The 16,448-nt window shown below is 71.4% G+C and carries 12 protein-coding genes; 8 read left to right on the forward strand and 4 right to left on the reverse strand.

What is annotated here, in order from left to right; all coding sequences use genetic code 11:
- The first annotated feature begins 120 nt into the window (after positions 1–120).
- The 4 genes from ACFXOA_RS18145 (at position 121) to ACFXOA_RS18160 (ending at position 5,549) form a co-directional block, all read left to right on the forward strand.
- Entirely contained in the window at positions 121–987 is an 867-nt protein-coding gene (locus ACFXOA_RS18145) for an arpA protein (protein WP_385028896.1), read from the forward strand.
- A gap of 76 nt (positions 988–1,063) precedes the next feature.
- A complete protein-coding gene (locus ACFXOA_RS18150) occupies positions 1,064–1,870 on the forward strand; it encodes a class I SAM-dependent methyltransferase (RefSeq protein ID WP_385028899.1) in 807 nt (268 codons plus the stop codon).
- Positions 1,871–2,070: 200 nt separating this feature from the next.
- The gene (locus tag ACFXOA_RS18155) at positions 2,071–3,819 is read left to right on the forward strand and encodes a choline/carnitine O-acyltransferase (RefSeq protein ID WP_385028902.1); all 1,749 of its coding nucleotides are present in this window, start codon (positions 2,071–2,073) and stop codon (positions 3,817–3,819) included.
- Positions 3,820–4,070: 251 nt separating this feature from the next.
- Positions 4,071–5,549: a DUF1254 domain-containing protein gene (locus tag ACFXOA_RS18160; RefSeq protein ID WP_385028905.1), complete on the forward strand. Its 1,479-nt coding sequence runs from the start codon at positions 4,071–4,073 to the stop codon at positions 5,547–5,549.
- Here the strand turns inward: ACFXOA_RS18160 and ACFXOA_RS18165 are convergent.
- Positions 5,539–6,567, reverse strand: coding sequence for an AraC family transcriptional regulator (locus ACFXOA_RS18165; protein ID WP_385028908.1), 1,029 nt, complete (start codon positions 6,565–6,567; stop codon positions 5,539–5,541). The genes ACFXOA_RS18160 and ACFXOA_RS18165 overlap by 11 nt on opposite strands.
- Before the next feature lie 107 nt (positions 6,568–6,674).
- On the opposite strand from ACFXOA_RS18165, the gene ACFXOA_RS18170 reads away from it, so the two are divergent.
- The 3 genes from ACFXOA_RS18170 to ACFXOA_RS18180 are packed head-to-tail and all read left to right on the forward strand — an operon-like array spanning position 6,675 to position 9,132.
- The gene (locus tag ACFXOA_RS18170) at positions 6,675–7,391 is read left to right on the forward strand and encodes an SDR family NAD(P)-dependent oxidoreductase (RefSeq protein ID WP_385028911.1); all 717 of its coding nucleotides are present in this window, start codon (positions 6,675–6,677) and stop codon (positions 7,389–7,391) included.
- A 47-nt stretch (positions 7,392–7,438) separates the two neighbouring features.
- Positions 7,439–8,536, forward strand: coding sequence for a zinc-binding dehydrogenase (locus tag ACFXOA_RS18175; RefSeq protein ID WP_385028914.1), 1,098 nt, complete (start codon positions 7,439–7,441; stop codon positions 8,534–8,536).
- Between the two features lie 53 nt (positions 8,537–8,589).
- Positions 8,590–9,132, forward strand: a complete 543-nt coding sequence (locus ACFXOA_RS18180) for a 2,4'-dihydroxyacetophenone dioxygenase family protein (RefSeq protein WP_385028917.1) — start codon at positions 8,590–8,592, stop codon at positions 9,130–9,132.
- A gap of 73 nt (positions 9,133–9,205) precedes the next feature.
- Here the strand turns inward: ACFXOA_RS18180 and ACFXOA_RS18185 are convergent, their stop codons facing one another.
- Together ACFXOA_RS18185 and ACFXOA_RS18190 are read right to left on the reverse strand one after the other, a co-directional pair.
- Complete coding sequence (locus tag ACFXOA_RS18185; RefSeq protein ID WP_385028920.1) at positions 9,206–11,539, reverse strand: arylsulfatase; 2,334 nt, start codon at positions 11,537–11,539, stop codon at positions 9,206–9,208.
- Positions 11,540–11,597: 58 nt separating this feature from the next.
- Entirely contained in the window at positions 11,598–12,944 is a 1,347-nt protein-coding gene (locus ACFXOA_RS18190) for an MFS transporter (protein ID WP_385028923.1), read from the reverse strand.
- A gap of 364 nt (positions 12,945–13,308) precedes the next feature.
- On the opposite strand from ACFXOA_RS18190, the gene ACFXOA_RS18195 reads away from it, so the two are divergent.
- A complete protein-coding gene (locus ACFXOA_RS18195) occupies positions 13,309–14,796 on the forward strand; it encodes a long-chain fatty acid--CoA ligase (protein ID WP_385028926.1) in 1,488 nt (495 codons plus the stop codon).
- 203 nt (positions 14,797–14,999) lie between these two features.
- Here ACFXOA_RS18195 and glnA read toward each other — a convergent pair whose 3' ends face one another.
- The gene (gene glnA / locus ACFXOA_RS18200; RefSeq protein WP_385028929.1) at positions 15,000–16,409 is read right to left on the reverse strand and encodes a type I glutamate--ammonia ligase; all 1,410 of its coding nucleotides are present in this window, start codon (positions 16,407–16,409) and stop codon (positions 15,000–15,002) included.
- Positions 16,410–16,448: the final 39 nt, after the last annotated feature.

Here is a 16,448-nt window from a genome sequence, read left to right on the forward strand (position 1 = left end):
GCGGGGGCCGGACCTGCGCGGCGGAGTGCGGCGTGTCACAGACAACACGGGTGCCGCTGTGGGAGCTTCAACTCCGTTACCCATGAGTTGAGTTACCGACGCGCGCGTGGAGAGGGTCGTATGAGCACTCTGCAAGCCATCACGCTCGACCAGGTGGTCGACACGGACCGGTACCCCTTGTCGGCGCCTCTGAGCCCCGAGATCCAGGCAGTGGTCTCCCGGGCGAGACGTGAACTCGCCGAAACGGGCTGCACCGTGCTGCCCGACTTCGTCCGCCCCTCGCTCCACGAGGTGCTGAGGCAGGAGTGCGCGGCCCTGGCCCCCCAGGCGTACTACGACGTCGAGACGGTCAACGTCTACAACATCGACGTCGAGCGGGAGCTGCCCGAACACCACCCCGGCCGCCGCACCTTCGAGCGCGGCAACGCGTTCGTCGCCCGCGACCGCATCCCCGGTGACGCCCTCATCAGCCGGCTGTACACCCATCCCTCGTTCCAGCGGTTCGTCGCCGACTGCTTCGCACTGCCCCGGCTGCACGAGCTCGCCGATCCGCTCTCCGGGCTCGTGCTCAACGTCGTACGGCCGGGCATGGAGCACCCCTGGCACTTCGACACCAACGAGTACACGGTCAGCATGCTGACCCAGGCGGCCGAGGAGGGCGGCGCCTTCGAGTACTGCCCCGGCATCCGGTCCGCCGAGGACGAGCGCTTCGACGACGTGCGGGACGTCCTCGACGGACGCGGCCGGCAGCCCGAGAGGCTCCCGCTCAGGCCGGGGGACCTCCAGCTGTTCAAGGGCCGCTACTCGCTCCACCGGGTCAGCCCCGTCCGGGGCGGCCGCGCACGCCACAGCGCGATCTTCGCCTACAGCGAGCGGCCCGGGGTCATCGGGAGCGTCGCCCGCACCCGACAGCTCTTCGGCCGGGTACTGCCCCCGCACCTCGCCGCGGAAGGCGGGAGCGTCCGGGGCGACCGGTTGCTCGACTGAGAAAGGGGTCCGGGCCCGGCCCCGGACCCCGCGCACGGTCCCGGCACCGCCACGCGCCCCACCGAGGAGAAGCCCCTTGCGTCTCGACGCGTCAGGAAAAGTCTCGCTGGACCACATCTACACCGCACCCGACCCGCGCGCGTACTTCCAGGCACTGCGCCCGCTCGGCTACCGCGTCCCCCAGCTGGCCAAGCCCTACTTCGACAAGCTCATCAGGGAGTACCGGGAGACGGAACGGACCGCCGTCCCGAGGGTGCTGGACATAGGCTGCTCCTACGGCATCAACGCCGCCCTGCTCAAGTACGACCTCACCATGGACGAGCTGTACGCGCGCTACGACGGCACCGGGCCCGCCTCGCGTGCCGCGCTGCTGGAGCGGGACCGGGACCTCTCCCGCTCGCGCAGCCCCGCCCGCGGTCTGCGCTTCACCGGTCTGGACGCCTCCGTCAGCGCCCTCGCGTACGCGCGTGAGGCCGGCTTCCTCGACGACACCGTCCATGCCGACCTGGAGGCCGGCGACCCCACCCCCGGGCAGCGGGACGTGCTCGCCGGCACCGACCTGGTCATCTCCACGGGATGCGTCGGATACGTCACCGAACGCACCCTCACCCGGGTCGTGCGGGCGCAGGACGGACGCCTGCCCTGGATGGCGCACTTCGTCCTGCGCATGTTCCCCTTCGGCCCGGTCGAGGACGCCCTGACCGGACTCGGCTACCGCACCGTCCGCGTCGACGGGGTGTTCAAGCAGCGCAGGTTCGCCGGCTCGGAGGAGCGGCGCGGCGTCCTGGACTCCATGGCGGCGGCCGGCGTGGACGCGAGCGGCCTGGAGGAGGACGGCTGGCTCCACGCCCAGCTGTACCTGTCCCGGCCGGAGAACCGTTGACCCACCGGGGCCTGCGATCCGCGGGGCCCGCCCGTCCCCGAGTCGCCCGGCCACCGGTCTCCGGTCCGTCCGGGCCGCCGGTCTCCGATCCACCGGCCCCCGATTTCCGATCCGCACAACTCATCGAGAAGAGAGCCGCATTGAACGTCAGCCGGACAGCCGCAGAAGCGACCTCCGACCGTGAGGGCACCCTCCCGCGGGTGCCGCTGCCCACCCTGGAGGCGAGCTGCGAGAGGTTCCTCGCCTGGAGCGCCCCGCTGCTGACCGCCGAGGAGCGGGCCGAGACCGAGGCCGAGGTGGCCGCCTTCCTGCGCCCCGGCGGCCCTGGCCGGGCGCTGCACGCCGCACTGGAGGAGTACGACGCCACCGAGGGAGTCCACAGCTGGCTCGACACCTTCTGGCCCTACCGCTACCTCGGACGCCGGGACCGCATCGCGCTCAACGCCAACTTCTTCTTCCTGTTCCAGGACGACGGCCGGGACCAGCTCGTACGGGCCACCGGACTCGTCGCCGGCGCCCTCCACTTCAAGCGGCAGCTCGACGAAGGGCTGATCGAGCCGGTCGAGCAGCGCGGTGTGCCCCAGTCGATGGTCCAGAACCGCTACCTCTTCGGCACCACCCGCATCCCCGGCGTACCGCTGGACACCGTCCGCGCCCCGTACGGTGAGCAGTCGCCCGGACCGTCCACCGCCCGGCACATCGTGGTCTTCTTCCGGGGCACCATGTTCCGGCTGGACGTGATCGGACCCGACGGGGTCCCGCACACCCTCGACGAGATCGAGGCCGGGCTGCGCGCCGTGACCAAGGCCGACGTCCGCACGGCGGAGGAGGACAGGGCCGGGCACCTCACCACCATGGCCCGCGCCGAATGGGCCGCCACCAGGGAGGCCCTCGCCGCCCACCACCCCGGCAACGCCCAGGCGCTCGACGACATCGAGACCGCCCTGTTCTGCGTCTGCCTGGAGGACTTCGCGCCGCGGGACGTCCAGGCCGCCTGCGACGAACTCCTGCACGGCGACCGGGGCAACCGCTGGTTCGACAAGGCCGTCTCCTTCGTCGTCTTCGCGGACGGCCGGGCCGGGATCAACGTCGAGCACTGCGAGCTCGACGGCACGACGATCCTGAGCTTCACCGACGCCCTGCTCGGCACCCCGCCCGGCGAGCACTCCCGCCTCTCCGGGGCGCGCTCCCAGGGCGAACCGGCTCCGCGGCCCCTCGCCTTCGAACTGGACGAAGCGCTGCGATCCCGAGTCCGTACGGCAGCAACGGAGTTCGCCGCGTACGGCGAGGCGACCGCCACCCGCACCCTGTCCTTCGAGGACTTCGGCAGCAAGGCCGCCAAGGCGCTCGGGGTCTCGCCGGACGCCTTCGTCCAGGCCGCCTACCAGCTGGCCCACCAGCGGGCCAAGGGCCACCTGGGGGCCACCTACGAGTCGATCGCCACCCGCCAGTACCGCCACGGCCGCACCGAGGCCATGCGCGTCGTCACCCCGCAGATGCCGGAGTTCGTCGCCGCGATGGAGGACCCGGAGGCGGACCGGGCCACCCGCCGCGCCGCGTTCCTCGCCGCCGCGGCCGCCCATGTCGCCCGGGCCAGGGAGTGCCAGGCGGGCGAAGCCCCCGAGCAGCACCTCTGGGAGCTGGAACTCATCCAGCGCCGCCGCGGAGCCGAGCTCGGCGTCGGCGAACAGCCCGCCCTCTACCGCTCCCCGGGCTGGCTCGTGATGCGGGACGACTACCTCAGCACCAGTTCCGCGCCGTCCGAGAACATCCAGTACTTCGGCTTCGGCTCCACCAGCAGCCGCTGCATCGGCATCGCCTACGTCCTGCTGCCGGACCGGTTCAACCTCTACCTCAGCACCCCGAGCGCGGTCGCCGGCCAGATGCACGACTTCGCGGACCGCCTGCGCGAGGCGGTCGCCGAGCTGCGCGCCCTGCTGACCGGCTGAGCGACCGGCTGAGCGACCCACGGCGCACCGGGCGGCCGCCCTCCACGGCCGCCCGGCTGCCCGGAGCGAGACACGTCGCGACATCACAACCGGAGCGTCGCGTCGCGACATGACAACCGGAGCGTCGCGTCGCGACACGACAACCGGAGCGAGACGTCGCGACATGACAAGGACGCGTCGTGCGCGGTCAAGACATTCCGGCGCGGGAAGCGCGAGGGTGGGCATCCACGATCCCCGGTCCTGGAGGCAGCATGTCCCGTTCCCACCACGTGCCGGACGAGGAGCGAGGACGCCCCGCCCAGCCGCCCGAGCCCAGGCACCGCAGCCACCCGCACGTCCGCACCCTCGCCCCGGCCGACGTCCCGGGGCCGTTGCCCGGCACCCTGATGAGCGACGCCTACCTCTCGGCGGTCGGCCGGATCGCCTACCTGTGGGGCTGGCCGCTGGTGAACCTGCACAACCGGCTGAGGGCCATGTCCCTCCTGCCGGCCCCCGCACTGCTCGCCGGAGTGGTCCCGGCCGGTCCGCCCGGCACGATCGGCATGCTGCACGACTACGTCCTGCCGGGTCAGCGCCTGGTCGCCTGTCCCAACCAGGACGTCGTCTACGGCTTCGGCATGCTGGACGCGGAAGCCGGCCCGTGCGTCGTCCAGGTCCCGGACCTGGGCGACCGGTTCTGGGTGATCCAGCTCGTCGACCAGCGCACCGAGTCGTTCGGCAGGCTCGGCTCCCCGTACGGCAGCAAGCCCGGCCACTACCTGCTCGCACCGCACGACTGGGACGGCGAGGTGCCGCCCGGTATCGAGGCGGTCTTCCGCCACGACACCCGGACCGGTGTCGTGGTGCCCCGGATCTTCATGGACGACACCGCCGAGGACCGCGCCGAGCTGCTGAGCCTCGTGCGAGGGATCAGCGTGTACCCGCTCGCCGACTACGACGGGTCCGTGCGGGAGGTGGACTGGACGGCGCTGGAGACCGTCGGGCCCGTCCGATCGGACGAGTCGGCCGCCGGGCAGGGGGAGCAGCGCCAGGTGGACCCGGACGCCTTCTTCGACCAGCTCGGCACGGTCATGGACGAGGTGCCGCCGCTGCCCGGCGAGGAATCCCTGTACGCGCTGTTCCGGTCGCTGCTGACCGCCGCCGGGGCCGACCCCGCGGCGGCCCGCGTCCTGCGCGAGGCCGCACGCTCCGCGGAGGCCGAACTCGTCGCCGAACTGGTGGACTTCAGGAACGTCGGGCTGCCGGCGGCACACGGCTGGACCACCCAGCGCAACGGTGCCCGCTTCGGCACCGACTACCTGACCCGGACGGCCATCGCCAGGTCGAACATCTTCGTCAACCCCGTGGAGGAGACCGCGTACTTCTACCTGGACGTGGACGCCGACGGGGCGCGGCTGAACGGCGCGGACCCGTACACCGTGACCTTCGGCCCCGGCGCGCTGCCCCCGGTCCGCGGCTTCTGGTCGCTGACCCTCTACGACACCCACCACTTCTTCCACCCGAACGAACTCGGCCGTCACTCCGTGGGCACCAAGAACCATGATCTGCGGGTGGACCCGGACGGCTCCCTCACCGTCACGGTCGCCGCCGCCCGCCCCGCCGATCCCGGGCGCGCGGCGAACTGGCTGCCCGCCCCCGAGGGCGATTTCTCCCTCTTCCTGCGCGCCTACTGGCCGGGCGACGCCGTGCTCGACGGCACCTGGGCGCCGCCCGCGGTGCTCAAGGGCTGAGGGGCGTCTGAGCCGTGGCCGCCCGGTGCGCCTGCGGCGAGCAGCCGAACCAGCGGCGGCACGAGCGGCTGAAACTGCTCTGCTCGCTGTAGCCGAGGACATCGGCGAGCTGCGCGAGCGGCATGGCCGTCGTACGCAGGTACCGGTCGGCCAGCTCGTGGCGCACCTCGTCGACGATCTCCTGGTAGGTGGTGCCGTGGGTCGCCAACTGCCTCTGCAGGGTGCGGGGATGGAGGGAGAAGCTCTCCGCGACGTCCTCCAGGCCGAACCGCCGGGTGGGCAGTGCGCGCTTGACCGTGCTGCGCACCTCGGCGGGCAGGCCGCTGCCCACTGCGCCGCCGACCACACCGCTCAGGTACTCCAGGACCAGCTTGCGGACGGCCGGGTCGCTGCCCTCGACCGGGCGGTCGAGGGTGTCCGACGCGAACCGGAAGCCCAGGTGGTCCTGACGAGTCGTCACATGGCAGCCGAAATGGGCCTCGTACGTGGCGAGGGGCGCCGCCGGGCGGTGGGGGAGCGAGACGGAGAGCGGGACGAAGTCCGCTCCGATCAGCATCCGGAAGATCTGCAGGGAGGCGCCCAGGGACAGTTCGCCGATCTGGGCCACGTCGACGAGGGTGCGCTGCACCCGGGGCCGGATACGGAAGTGGTAGTCGGCGACCTCGCCCGCCCGCTCCACGGCGATCTCGATCGCCGGGCTGTACTGGTACATGAACCGGCCGATGGCGTCGATCGCGTCGCCCACCGATGTGGCGTGCCGTCCGATCACCCCGACCGGGCCGAGGATGTCGAGGCCCTGGTGGGTGGAGAGCCGCAGCCCGAAGTCCGGGCAGTCGTGCCGCGCGGCGGCGAGGTCGAGGGCCGTCACGAGCGCGCGGTACGGGATGTACTCGTCCGGGTCCTCGATCGCCTCGGGCCGGATGCCGGCCTGCCTCAGCAGCGGTTCCGGCTCCCCGCCGAGCGAGGACACCAGCGCGGAGAACCCGGTGAGGCAACCGGAACGGATCAGCGAACTCATGTCGCCAAGTGTCAAATTCTTGTCGTCCGAAGTCAAGACTTGACGGGCTCGGAGTCGCAAGCTGGGGGCCGTTCATCATTCCGGATCCGGAGCAAGGGAGCCCTCGGATGCCCGTCGACTTCGATGTATCAGGCAAGCACGTCCTCGTCACAGGTGGCCGCGGAGGTATCGGCGGCGCGATCGCCGCCGCCTTCGTCGAAGCCGGGGCGCAGGTGATCGCCACCGACCTCTCGCCGGTCCCGGCCGAGCCCCGCAAGGGCGTCGACGACCGCGTGCTCGACGTGCGGGACGCCGACGCGGTCCGCGCACTCGCCGACGACCTGGACCGCCTCGACGTACTGGTGCAGTGCGCGGGCCGCGCCGCACCCATGGCGGAGTACGAACTGTCCACCTTCGAGGAGATCATCGGCATCCACCTCACCGGTACGTTCTCGATGGCGACCGCGCTGCAGCCCCTGCTCGCGGCGTCCAGCGGCAGCGTCATCAACGTCGGATCGATGTACAGCTACTTCGGCTCCCCGCTGGTGCCCGCCTACGGCGCCGCGAAGGCGGCCATCGTCCAGCTCACCAAGACCCTCGCCCTCGCATGGGCGGCCGAGGGCATCCGAGTGAACGCCATCGCGCCGGGCTGGATCCGCACCGCGCTGACGGCGCCCCTCGCCGACCTTCCCGGGGCGACGGAGTCGATCACCAGCCGCATCCCCGGCGGCGAACTCAGCGAGCCGGAGGACCTCGCCGGAACCGCGCTGTTCCTGGCATCCCCGGCCGCCCGCCTGATCACCGGCGTGACCATCCCCGTCGACGGCGGATACAGCGCCGGCTGAGCACCACCCGCCTCCCTCCCACCAGCTCTGTCCCGTGAGGAACCCCTATGACGACGCAGACGATGCAAGCGGTGGTCCTGCACAACGGATCTCTTGAGCTCACCGATGTGCCACTGCCCGAGCCCGGACCGGGCGAGGTCCTGGTCAGGACCCTGGCCAACGGCATCTGCGGTACCGACCTTCACTGCGTGGCGCACAGCCACGCGCTCGCCGCCGGAGTGAAGGCGGTGACCGGGGCCGACATGCTCGACCCGGACCGCCCGGTCGTGCTCGGCCACGAGTTCTGTGCCGAGGTCGTCCGCAACGGCCCGGACACCCAGGGCACCTTCGCCCCCGGCACCCGTGTCGTGTCGCCTCCCATGCTCGCCCGGCCGGTGCCGGTGAACCTGGGCTTCGGCGGCGTCGACGCGCCCGGCGGCTTCGCCGAGTACATGGTGCTGTCCGAGGTGCTGCTGATGCCGGTGCCCGACCACCTGTCGAGCGAGGTGGCCTCGCTGACCGAACCGCTGGCCGTCGCCCTGCACGCCGTCAACCGCGGCGCGCTCGGCTCCGACGACGTACCGGTCGTGATCGGCTGCGGTCCCATCGGCCTCGCCGTGATCGCCGTCCTGAAGATGCGCGGCGTCGGCCCGGTCATCGCCGCCGACTTCTCACCCGCCCGGCGCGCCCTCGCCGCCGAGATGGGCGCCGACATCGTCGTCGACCCGCGGGAGACGTCCCCGTACGACTCCTGGCACGAGGTCGCCGCCGTGGACGACCCGGCCCGCCACGGACGCCAGACGGCGCTCTTCCCCGAGCTGCCCTACCGCCCGTCCGTGGTCTTCGAGTGCGTCGGCGTGCCCGGAGTCATCCAGCAGGTCCTGGCGGGCGCCCCCGCCTGCTCGCGGGTGGTCGTCGCCGGACTGTGCATGGCCGAGGACACCTTCCTGCCCACCTTCGGCGTGCTCAAGGAGATCGACCTGGTCTTCTCCCTCTACTACACCGTCGAGGAGTTCGCCCGGACCCTCGGGCACCTCGCCGCCGGCGAGCTGCGCGCGGATCCCCTCATCACCGGCCGGGTCGGCCTCGACGGGGTCGCGGACGCCTGCCGGGGCCTCGCCGACCCGGAGAAGGACGCCAAGGTCCTCATCGTCCCCGCCCTCTGACGCCCCGCCGCGCAGAGCCGTACCCGCACAACCGACCAACAAGGAGACAGAAGATGGCCGACCAGTACTCCGCAGCCAAGCTTCCCGTGATGTCCCTCCCGCAGGGTGAACTGCTGACGCTCAACGTCAAGGACATCCCGGTCATCAAGGACTCGCTCGGACCCGGCATCCACTACCAGCCGCTCTTCCTCGACCCCGAGGTCGGCGTCTGGGTGGTGCTCGCCCACTTCGCACCGGGCGCCGAACTGCCGGTCCACCTGCACACGGGTGCCGTGCACGCGTACACCCTGAAGGGCTCCTGGGCGTACCGGGAGTACCCGGACCAGCCGCAGACCGAGGGCTCGTACCTGTACGAGCCCGGCGCCTCCGTGCACAAGCTGTTCGTGCCGGAGACCAACACCGAGGACACCGTCGTCCTGTACGTCGTCTACGGAGCCAACATCAACTTCACCGACGAGGGCCAGTTCCACTCGGTGCTCGACGCGGTCACCATCCAGGGCCTGACCCAGCAGCTCGCCGCCGCGCAGGGCCTGGACGTCAACTACCTGACGGGCGGCGCCGCCCGCTACGCCGCCCAGCCCGCCAAGGAGGCCTGAGCCCGGCACACGCAGAAGCCCCCGGCCACTAGAACTCAAGGCGGCCGGGGGCTCTCCGTGTCTCAGCGCCGCGTCACTGCAGGGACGCCTTCGCCTTCGCCTCGCCCATCAGGTCGGTGTGCGCGTCGTCACCGGAGGCCAGGACGACCTTGTGGATCCGTCCGCCGGAGAAGACCCCGCGCACCGTCCCGTAGTCGTCGGTGACCGGGTTGCCGTTGTCCTCGCCGATGTCCAGGCCGTCGGTCATGTGGTAGATGAACGGCACCGTGTGCGCGATCCGCGCGGAGCCGACGGGCTCGCCGTCGACGAACAGCTCCCCGAGGCCGCCCTTTCCGACGCCCCCGCCGTCGTAGGTGAAGCGGTACGCCAACCGGTACCTGCCCGGGGCGAGCCGCTCCGGCGCCGCGATCTCGTAGCGCTCCACGTCGACCCAGTTGTAGTGGAACACCGGGACGCCCTCGCGCAGATACAGCGCCCAGCCCGCGAACCGGCTGCCCTGGGCGGCGATCACGCCGCGAGCCGGTGCCTCCTTCACCTCGACGTCCGCGGTGAGCGACCAGGAACGGTTGCGCGTCGAGGGCAGGACCGAGTCGTGCAGGGACCGCATGCCCGGGTAGAGGCTGACCGAGTCCGGGCTGCCGATCGTCGGCCGGCCCACCGCGTCGCTGTTGGCGCGCACCGCCTTGCGGTCGTCGAGCGGGAAGACGTTGTACTTGGCGCCCTCGATGAGGAACAGCTCCTTCAGCCGCTCCAGCTTGTCCGGCCGCGCGGCCGCCAGGTCGTTCGCCTGGGCGTGGTCGTCCGGCGCGTACAGCTCCCACGTGTCCTCGGAGAACGGCAGCTGCTCACCGTTGAGTTCCCACGGCACCGCGTGCTTGGTGCACGCCGACCAGCCCTCGTGGTAGATCCCGCGGTTGCCGAAGATCTCGAAGTACTGGGTGGTGTGGCGCTCGGCCGCGTCGGCGTCGTTCAGCGCGTAGGCGAACGAGACGCCCTCGAAAGGCTTCTGGGCCACACCGTTGACCGACGTCGGCTCGGGGATGCCCGCGAGGTCGAGGAGGGTCGGCGCCACGTCGTTGACGTGCGTGAACTGCTCGCGGATGCCACCGGGGGAGTCGATTCCGGCCGGCCAGTGCACGATCGTGCCCACCCGCGTGCCGCCCCAGTGCGAGGCCATCTGCTTGGTCCACTGGAACGGGGTGTTCATCGCGTGCGCCCAGCCCACCGGGTAGTGGTTGTACAGCGTGGGCCCGCCGAGCTCGTCGATGCGCTCCAGCATCGACTCCACCGAGGCGGGGACGATGTTGTAGGTGGCGTACTCGTTGACGCAGCCGTCGGGACCCGCCTCGGCGCTCGCGCCGTTGTCGCCCATGATGTAGAGGATCAGGGTGTCCTCGAGGATGCCCATCTCCTCCAGGGCGTCCACGACCCGGCCCACCTGCTCGTCGGTGTGCGTCGCCATGCCGGCGTACGTCTCCATCATCCGCGAGTAGAGGCGCCGGGCGTCCTCGGGCTGGTCGGCCCAGGCACCTATCTCGTCCGGGCGGGCGCTGAGTTCGGCGTCCTCGGGCGCCAGACCGAGCTCCTTCTGCTTGGCCAGGGTCCGCTCACGCTGCTCGTCCCAGCCGTGGTCGAACTGCCCGCGGTACGCGTTCACGTACTCCTCGGGAGCGTGGAAGGGGGAGTGGCAGGCACCGAACGCGAGATAGCCGAAGAAGGGCTGGTCGGGCGTGACGGCCTGCTGCTCCCGGATGTCGGCGATCGCCCGGTCGGCGAGGTCCTCGCTGAGGTGGTAGCCGGGCTCGGTCGGCGTCGGGATCGGCGTGGTGCCCTCGTACAGGTTCGGGTACCACTGGTCGGTCTCCGCGCCCATGAACCCGTAGAACCGCTCGAACCCCTCACCCGTCGGCCAGCGGTCGTACGGGCCGGAGCGCGAGGTCTCCCAGGTGGGCGTCTGGTGCCACTTGCCGAAGGCGAAGGTGTTGTAGCCGTTGCGCCGCAGGATCTCCGGTATCGGGGCGCACGAGTCGGGCCGCGAGGAGGTGTAGCCGTCATGGCTGGTGGCCAGCTCGGTGATGCCCGCCGCCCCGACGGTGTGGTGGTTGCGGCCCGTCAGCAGCGAGGCGCGGGTGGGCGAGCAGATCGCCGTGGTGTGGAAGCGGCTCAGGCGCAGGCCACCCTCCGCGAGCCGCTCCGCGGTCGGCATCGAGCACGGACCGCCGTACGAGGAGGAGGCGCCGAACCCCATGTCGTCGACGAGGATCATCAGCACGTTGGGGGCGCCCGCCGGAGGGCGCACGCGCTCGATCGGCGCGGGCTGCGCCGCGTCGCGGACGTCCACCGGGGTGGCGTGCGGGCGCTTCGGCTGCTGGATCGGAAGGGTGGCGCGGTAGGCCGGATTCACCACGGGGGTGGTCCTTTCGGGATGGTGCGGATGTGCGGGTGGTGCGGTTGGCGGACGGGGGTCAGACATCGGCCGGGCCGACGGCCGCGGTGGCCGCGACGGGCTGGGCGGAGAAGGCGCGGCGGAAGCGCAGCACCAGGGGGAAGGTGGTCAGCAGGAGCAGCCCGGGCAGGACGGAGAAGGCCAGCCGGATGCCTTCGAGCGCCGTCGAGGACTGGGTGACCGGATGGTCGAGGGTCGAGGACGCGTAGCCGGTCAGCGACAGGACGAGGGTGTAGGCGACCGGGCCCAGCGCGTGCCCGGCCGTGTCGACCGCCGTCCACACACCGGACAGGACACCGGCGCTGTCGTGCCCGGTCCGCTCGGCCTGCAGCCGGATGCAGTCGGTGAGCAGGGCGTACATCGCCACGAGCCCGGCGGCCTGCCCCAGGGCGACCAGGACGCCGGCGGCCGCGGTCGCCGCGGTGCCCACGCCCGCGGCGACGTACAGGACGACGCCGCCCACCGTCCACAGTGCCAGGCCGGTCAGGAGGAGTGGGACGTTGCCGTACCGGCGGGCGAGCAGGCCGGCGCCGGGTACGGCAAAGGTGGAACTCAGCGCGAACACCAGGAAGACGACCGCCTGTTCCTTCTTTCCCCCCAGGAAGTAGGTGGCGACGTACGGCAGTCCGGTCAGCACCATCACCGTGAAGACGTAGTACAGGAACAGCACGGCCGACAGCAGCACGAACGGCCGGTTGCCGCGGGCCGTGCGGAACGCCGTGCGCAGTGAGGGGGTCCCGGCGGCGGGCCGCGAGCGCACCGCGCGGGTGGACACCACCGGCACCAGCAGCACCACGAGCAGCACCACACCGATGATCACCGACATGGTCCGGTACGCCGCCGGGGTGCCCTCCTCCGTCAGCAGCGGCCCGGCGACCCCGCCGACGAGCATGCCGAGCGTGAAGAACAGGGTCCGCCACGTCATCATCCGGGTCCGCTCCTGCGGGGAGTCGGACATCTCCACGGGCAGCGCGGTGAACGGCACCTGGAAGCAGAGGTAGGAGGCCGACGCGGCGAGGAACGCCGCGAACACCCACAGCGCCGCGGCGTCCCCGCGCACCGGCGAGCTGAAGGTGGCCACGAAGGCGAACGGCAGGATCAGCGCGCCCGACGTCATCAGCCGCCGGCGCTGCCCGGTGCGCGCCGCCTCACGGTCGCTGACGGCGCCGAACCAGGGGCTCGCGACCAGGTCGAACAGTTTCGGCAGGGCGACGACGACACCGGCGAGCGCGGCGGGGACACCGAGGGCATCCGTCATGTACATCAGCAGGAGCAGGCCGGGCAGCGTGTTGAAGGCGTTCGACGCGAAGGCACCGGCACCCCAGCCGGCCATCCGGCGGGTGCTCAGCGGCCGAGAGTTGATCATGTGTGGACCGTCCTTCGGCGAGGGCCGCGGGGGCCCTGGGAGTGTGCTGCGGCACACGATCGCGCCCACCGCCCGCTCCGGCCTTGTCGTGCGACGTCAAGTCGGTGTCGCCCTGTGACAAGAGACGTGCCGGACGGGAGACCGGGGCGGCCGGCGCCGGCGGGGCTGCCCGGTGTCCGGCCCGGCGCTCCCGCTCCCGGCCGCCGGAGTGGCAGGACCCGCGGCACACCCGGTCCCGCCCCGGCGGGCACCCCGGTGACGCGTCGTGCCAGGACTTTGTCGCGCGAGGTCAAGACTCCGCGGGAAGCGGTCCGGCAACGTACGCCCTGCCCGTCCGGAACGTCCCGCAGGAAAGAGTCAGCCGGTGCCCCATCTCGCCCGCAACCTGGTCCACACCGCCGGGACCCACCCCGGCCGGCCCGCCCTCCGCCTCGACGACCAGGTGCTCGACTACCGCACCCTGGACGAGAGCAGTGCCCGGGCCGCCGCCTGGCTCACCGCCGAGGGCATCGAGCCGGGCGACCGGGTCGCGGTCATGCTGCCCAACATCCCGCAGTTCGCGGTCGTCTACTACGCGGTACTCCGCGCCGGAGCCGTCGTCGTACCGATGAACCCGCTGCTGAAGGCACCGGAGATCGCCTACAGTGCCGGGGACTGCGGCGCCCGCACCATTCTCACCGGGGCGATGTCCCTGCCCGAGGCATCGGCGGCCGCGGCACGACTGGGCATCTCCTGCACCGACGTCACCGCGGCCGGGTTCGCGGACGTCCTCGCCGCCACCCGCCCGTCCACCACGCTCGTCGAGCGGGCCGACGACGACCCGGCCGTGCTCCTCTACACCTCGGGCACCACGGGCCGCCCCAAGGGAGCCGTCCTCACCCACGGCAACCTGCACAGCAACACCGAGACCGTCGTCCGGCTGCTCGGCATCACGGGGGACGACACCGTCTTCGGCGGCCTGCCCTTCTTCCATGTCTTCGGCCAGACCTGCGGTCTCAACGCCGCCGTGCTGACCGGCGCCTGTGTGACGCTCCTGCCGCGCTTCGACGCGGCGAAGGCGCTGAGCGTCCTGGTCCGCGACCGGGTCACGGTCATGGAGGGGGTGCCGACCATGTTCGTGGCGCTGCTGGCGGCGGCCGAGGCGGCCGGCGGGGCCCGGGCGGACACCGTACGGCTCGCGGCGAGCGGCGGTTCGGCGATGCCCGTCGAGGTGCTGCACCGCTTCGAGGCCGCGTTCGGCTGTCCGGTCGTCGAGGGCTACGGCCTGTCCGAGACGGCCCCGGTGGTCACGCTCGGCGCACTCCACGGCGTCCGCAAGCCCGGCTCGATCGGCACCCCGGTGGACGGCGTCGAGGTCCGCCTGATCGACGACGAGGGCGAGGACACCGCCGAGGACGGGATCGGCGAGATCGCGGTGCGCGGCCCCAACGTCATGGCGGGCTACTGGAACCGTCCCGAGGCCGACGCCGCGGCCTTCACCGACGGCTGGTTCCGTACCGGCGACCTCGCCCGCCGGGACGAGGACGGGCACTACTTCATCGTCGACCGGAAGAAGGACCTGATCATCCGCGGCGGCTACAACGTCTACCCGCGCGAGATCGAGGAGGTCCTCTACACGCACCCGGCGGTCGTCGAGGCCGCCGTCGTCGGTGTCCCGCACGAACTGCACGGCGAGGAGATCACCGCGGTCGTCGCACTCGAACCGGGCGCGGCGGCGACCGCGGACGAACTGCGCGACTACGTCAGGGCACGCGTCGCCCCGTACAAGTACCCGCGCCTCGTCCGCCTGGTGGAGAGCCTGCCCAAGGGTCCCACCGGCAAGATCCTCAAGCGGGAGCTGTCAGGGGTGTGAGCTCCCCCGGCGGTTGACGCCGCAACGCCGTGAGGGCTGTCCCCGTCGAACGGGGGACAGCCCTCACGGCGTTGCTCCGGCATACGGGCCGGGCCCGACGCGCACACGCCCGGAGGCCGGGCGTCCCGGCGGAGAAGCCCGAGTGGGTCTCCGCCGGCACCTCCCGCTCCGGGACGGCGGCCCGGGTCACCGGGCCCCGCGGCCTAGAGGTCGAAGTACAGCTCGAACTCGTGCGGGTGCGGGCGCAGCTGGATCGGGGCGATCTCGTTGGTGCGCTTGAAGTCGATCCACGTCTCGATCAGGTCGGGGGTGAAGACACCGCCGGCCTGCAGGTACTCGTGGTCGGCCTCCAGGGCGTCGAGGACCGCGGGCAGCGAGGTCGGGACCTGCTGGACGCTCGCGTGCTCCTCGGGAGCCAGCTCGTAGAGGTCCTTGTCGATCGGCTCCGGCGGCTCGATCTTGTTCTTCACACCGTCCAGGCCGGCCATCAGCAGGGCCGAGAACGCCAGGTACGGGTTGGAGGACGGGTCCGGCGCGCGGAACTCGACGCGCTTGGCCTTCGGGTTCGAGCCGGTGATCGGGATACGCATCGCGGCGGAGCGGTTGCGCTGCGAGTACACCATGTTGACCGGGGCCTCGAAGCCGGGGACCAGGCGGTGGTAGGAGTTCACCGTCGGGTTGGTGAACGCCAGCAGCGACGGGGCGTGCTTGAGGATGCCGCCGATGTAGTAGCGGGCGGTGTCCGACAGGCCCGCGTAGCCCTGCTCGTCGTAGAAGAGCGGCGAGCCGCCCGACCACAGCGACTGGTGGACGTGCATGCCCGAGCCGTTGTCACCGAAGATCGGCTTCGGCATGAAGGTCGCGGTCTTGCCGTTGCGCCACGCGACGTTCTTCACGATGTACTTGAAGAGCATCAGGTCGTCGGCCGCGGCGAGCAGCGTGTTGAACTTGTAGTTGATCTCGGCCTGGCCGGCGGTGCCGACCTCGTGGTGCTGGCGCTCGACCTGGAGGCCGTTCTTGTCCAGCTCCATGGAGATCTCGGCGCGCAGGTCGGCGAAGTGGTCGACCGGCGGCGTCGGGAAGTAGCCGCCCTTGTAGCGGACCTTGTAACCACGGTTGTTCTCGACCGCACCGGTGTTCCAGGCGCCGGCCTCGGAGTCGATGTGGTAGAAGCTCTCGTTCGCCGACGTCTGGAAGCGGACGTTGTCGAAGACGTAGAACTCGGCCTCGGGGCCGAAGTACGCGGTGTCGGCGATGCCGGTCGAGGCGAGGTACGCCTCGGCCTTCTTGGCCACGTTCCGCGGGTCACGGCTGTACTGCTCGCCGGTGATCGGGTCGTGGATGAAGAAGTTGATGTTCACGGTCTTGTCGCGGCGGAACGGGTCCACCCGGGCCGTCGACAGGTCGGCGCGGAGCGCCATGTCCGACTCGTGGATGGCCTGGAAGCCGCGGATCGACGAGCCGTCGAATGCCAGTTCCTCGGCCGGGTCGAAGGACGCCGCGGGGATCGTGAAGTGCTGCATCACACCCGGCAGGTCGCAGAACCGGACGTCGACGAACTTGACGTCGTTGTCGGCGATGTACTTCTGGACTTCGTCGGCGTTCTGGAACATCCAACTCCTCCTACTCCCGACCCGGGAAAGGGCGGGGTT

The sequence above is a fragment of the Streptomyces sp. NPDC059166 genome (assembly GCF_042755185.1).
Lineage (GTDB): Bacteria > Actinomycetota > Actinomycetes > Streptomycetales > Streptomycetaceae > Streptomyces.

Excerpts from the sequence above, each read along its gene's own strand:
- ACFXOA_RS18145 (WP_385028896.1), top strand. The coding sequence starts at position 121 with ATGAGCACTCTGCAAGCCATCACGCTCGACCAGGTGGTCGACACGGAC.
- ACFXOA_RS18160 (WP_385028905.1), top strand. The coding sequence starts at position 4,071 with ATGTCCCGTTCCCACCACGTGCCGGACGAGGAGCGAGGACGCCCCGCC.
- ACFXOA_RS18165 (WP_385028908.1), bottom strand. The coding sequence starts at position 6,567 with ATGAGTTCGCTGATCCGTTCCGGTTGCCTCACCGGGTTCTCCGCGCTG.
- ACFXOA_RS18170 (WP_385028911.1), top strand. The coding sequence starts at position 6,675 with ATGCCCGTCGACTTCGATGTATCAGGCAAGCACGTCCTCGTCACAGGT.
- ACFXOA_RS18175 (WP_385028914.1), top strand. The coding sequence starts at position 7,439 with ATGACGACGCAGACGATGCAAGCGGTGGTCCTGCACAACGGATCTCTT.
- ACFXOA_RS18180 (WP_385028917.1), top strand. The coding sequence starts at position 8,590 with ATGGCCGACCAGTACTCCGCAGCCAAGCTTCCCGTGATGTCCCTCCCG.
- ACFXOA_RS18190 (WP_385028923.1), bottom strand. The coding sequence starts at position 12,944 with ATGATCAACTCTCGGCCGCTGAGCACCCGCCGGATGGCCGGCTGGGGT.
- glnA (WP_385028929.1), bottom strand. The coding sequence starts at position 16,409 with ATGTTCCAGAACGCCGACGAAGTCCAGAAGTACATCGCCGACAACGAC.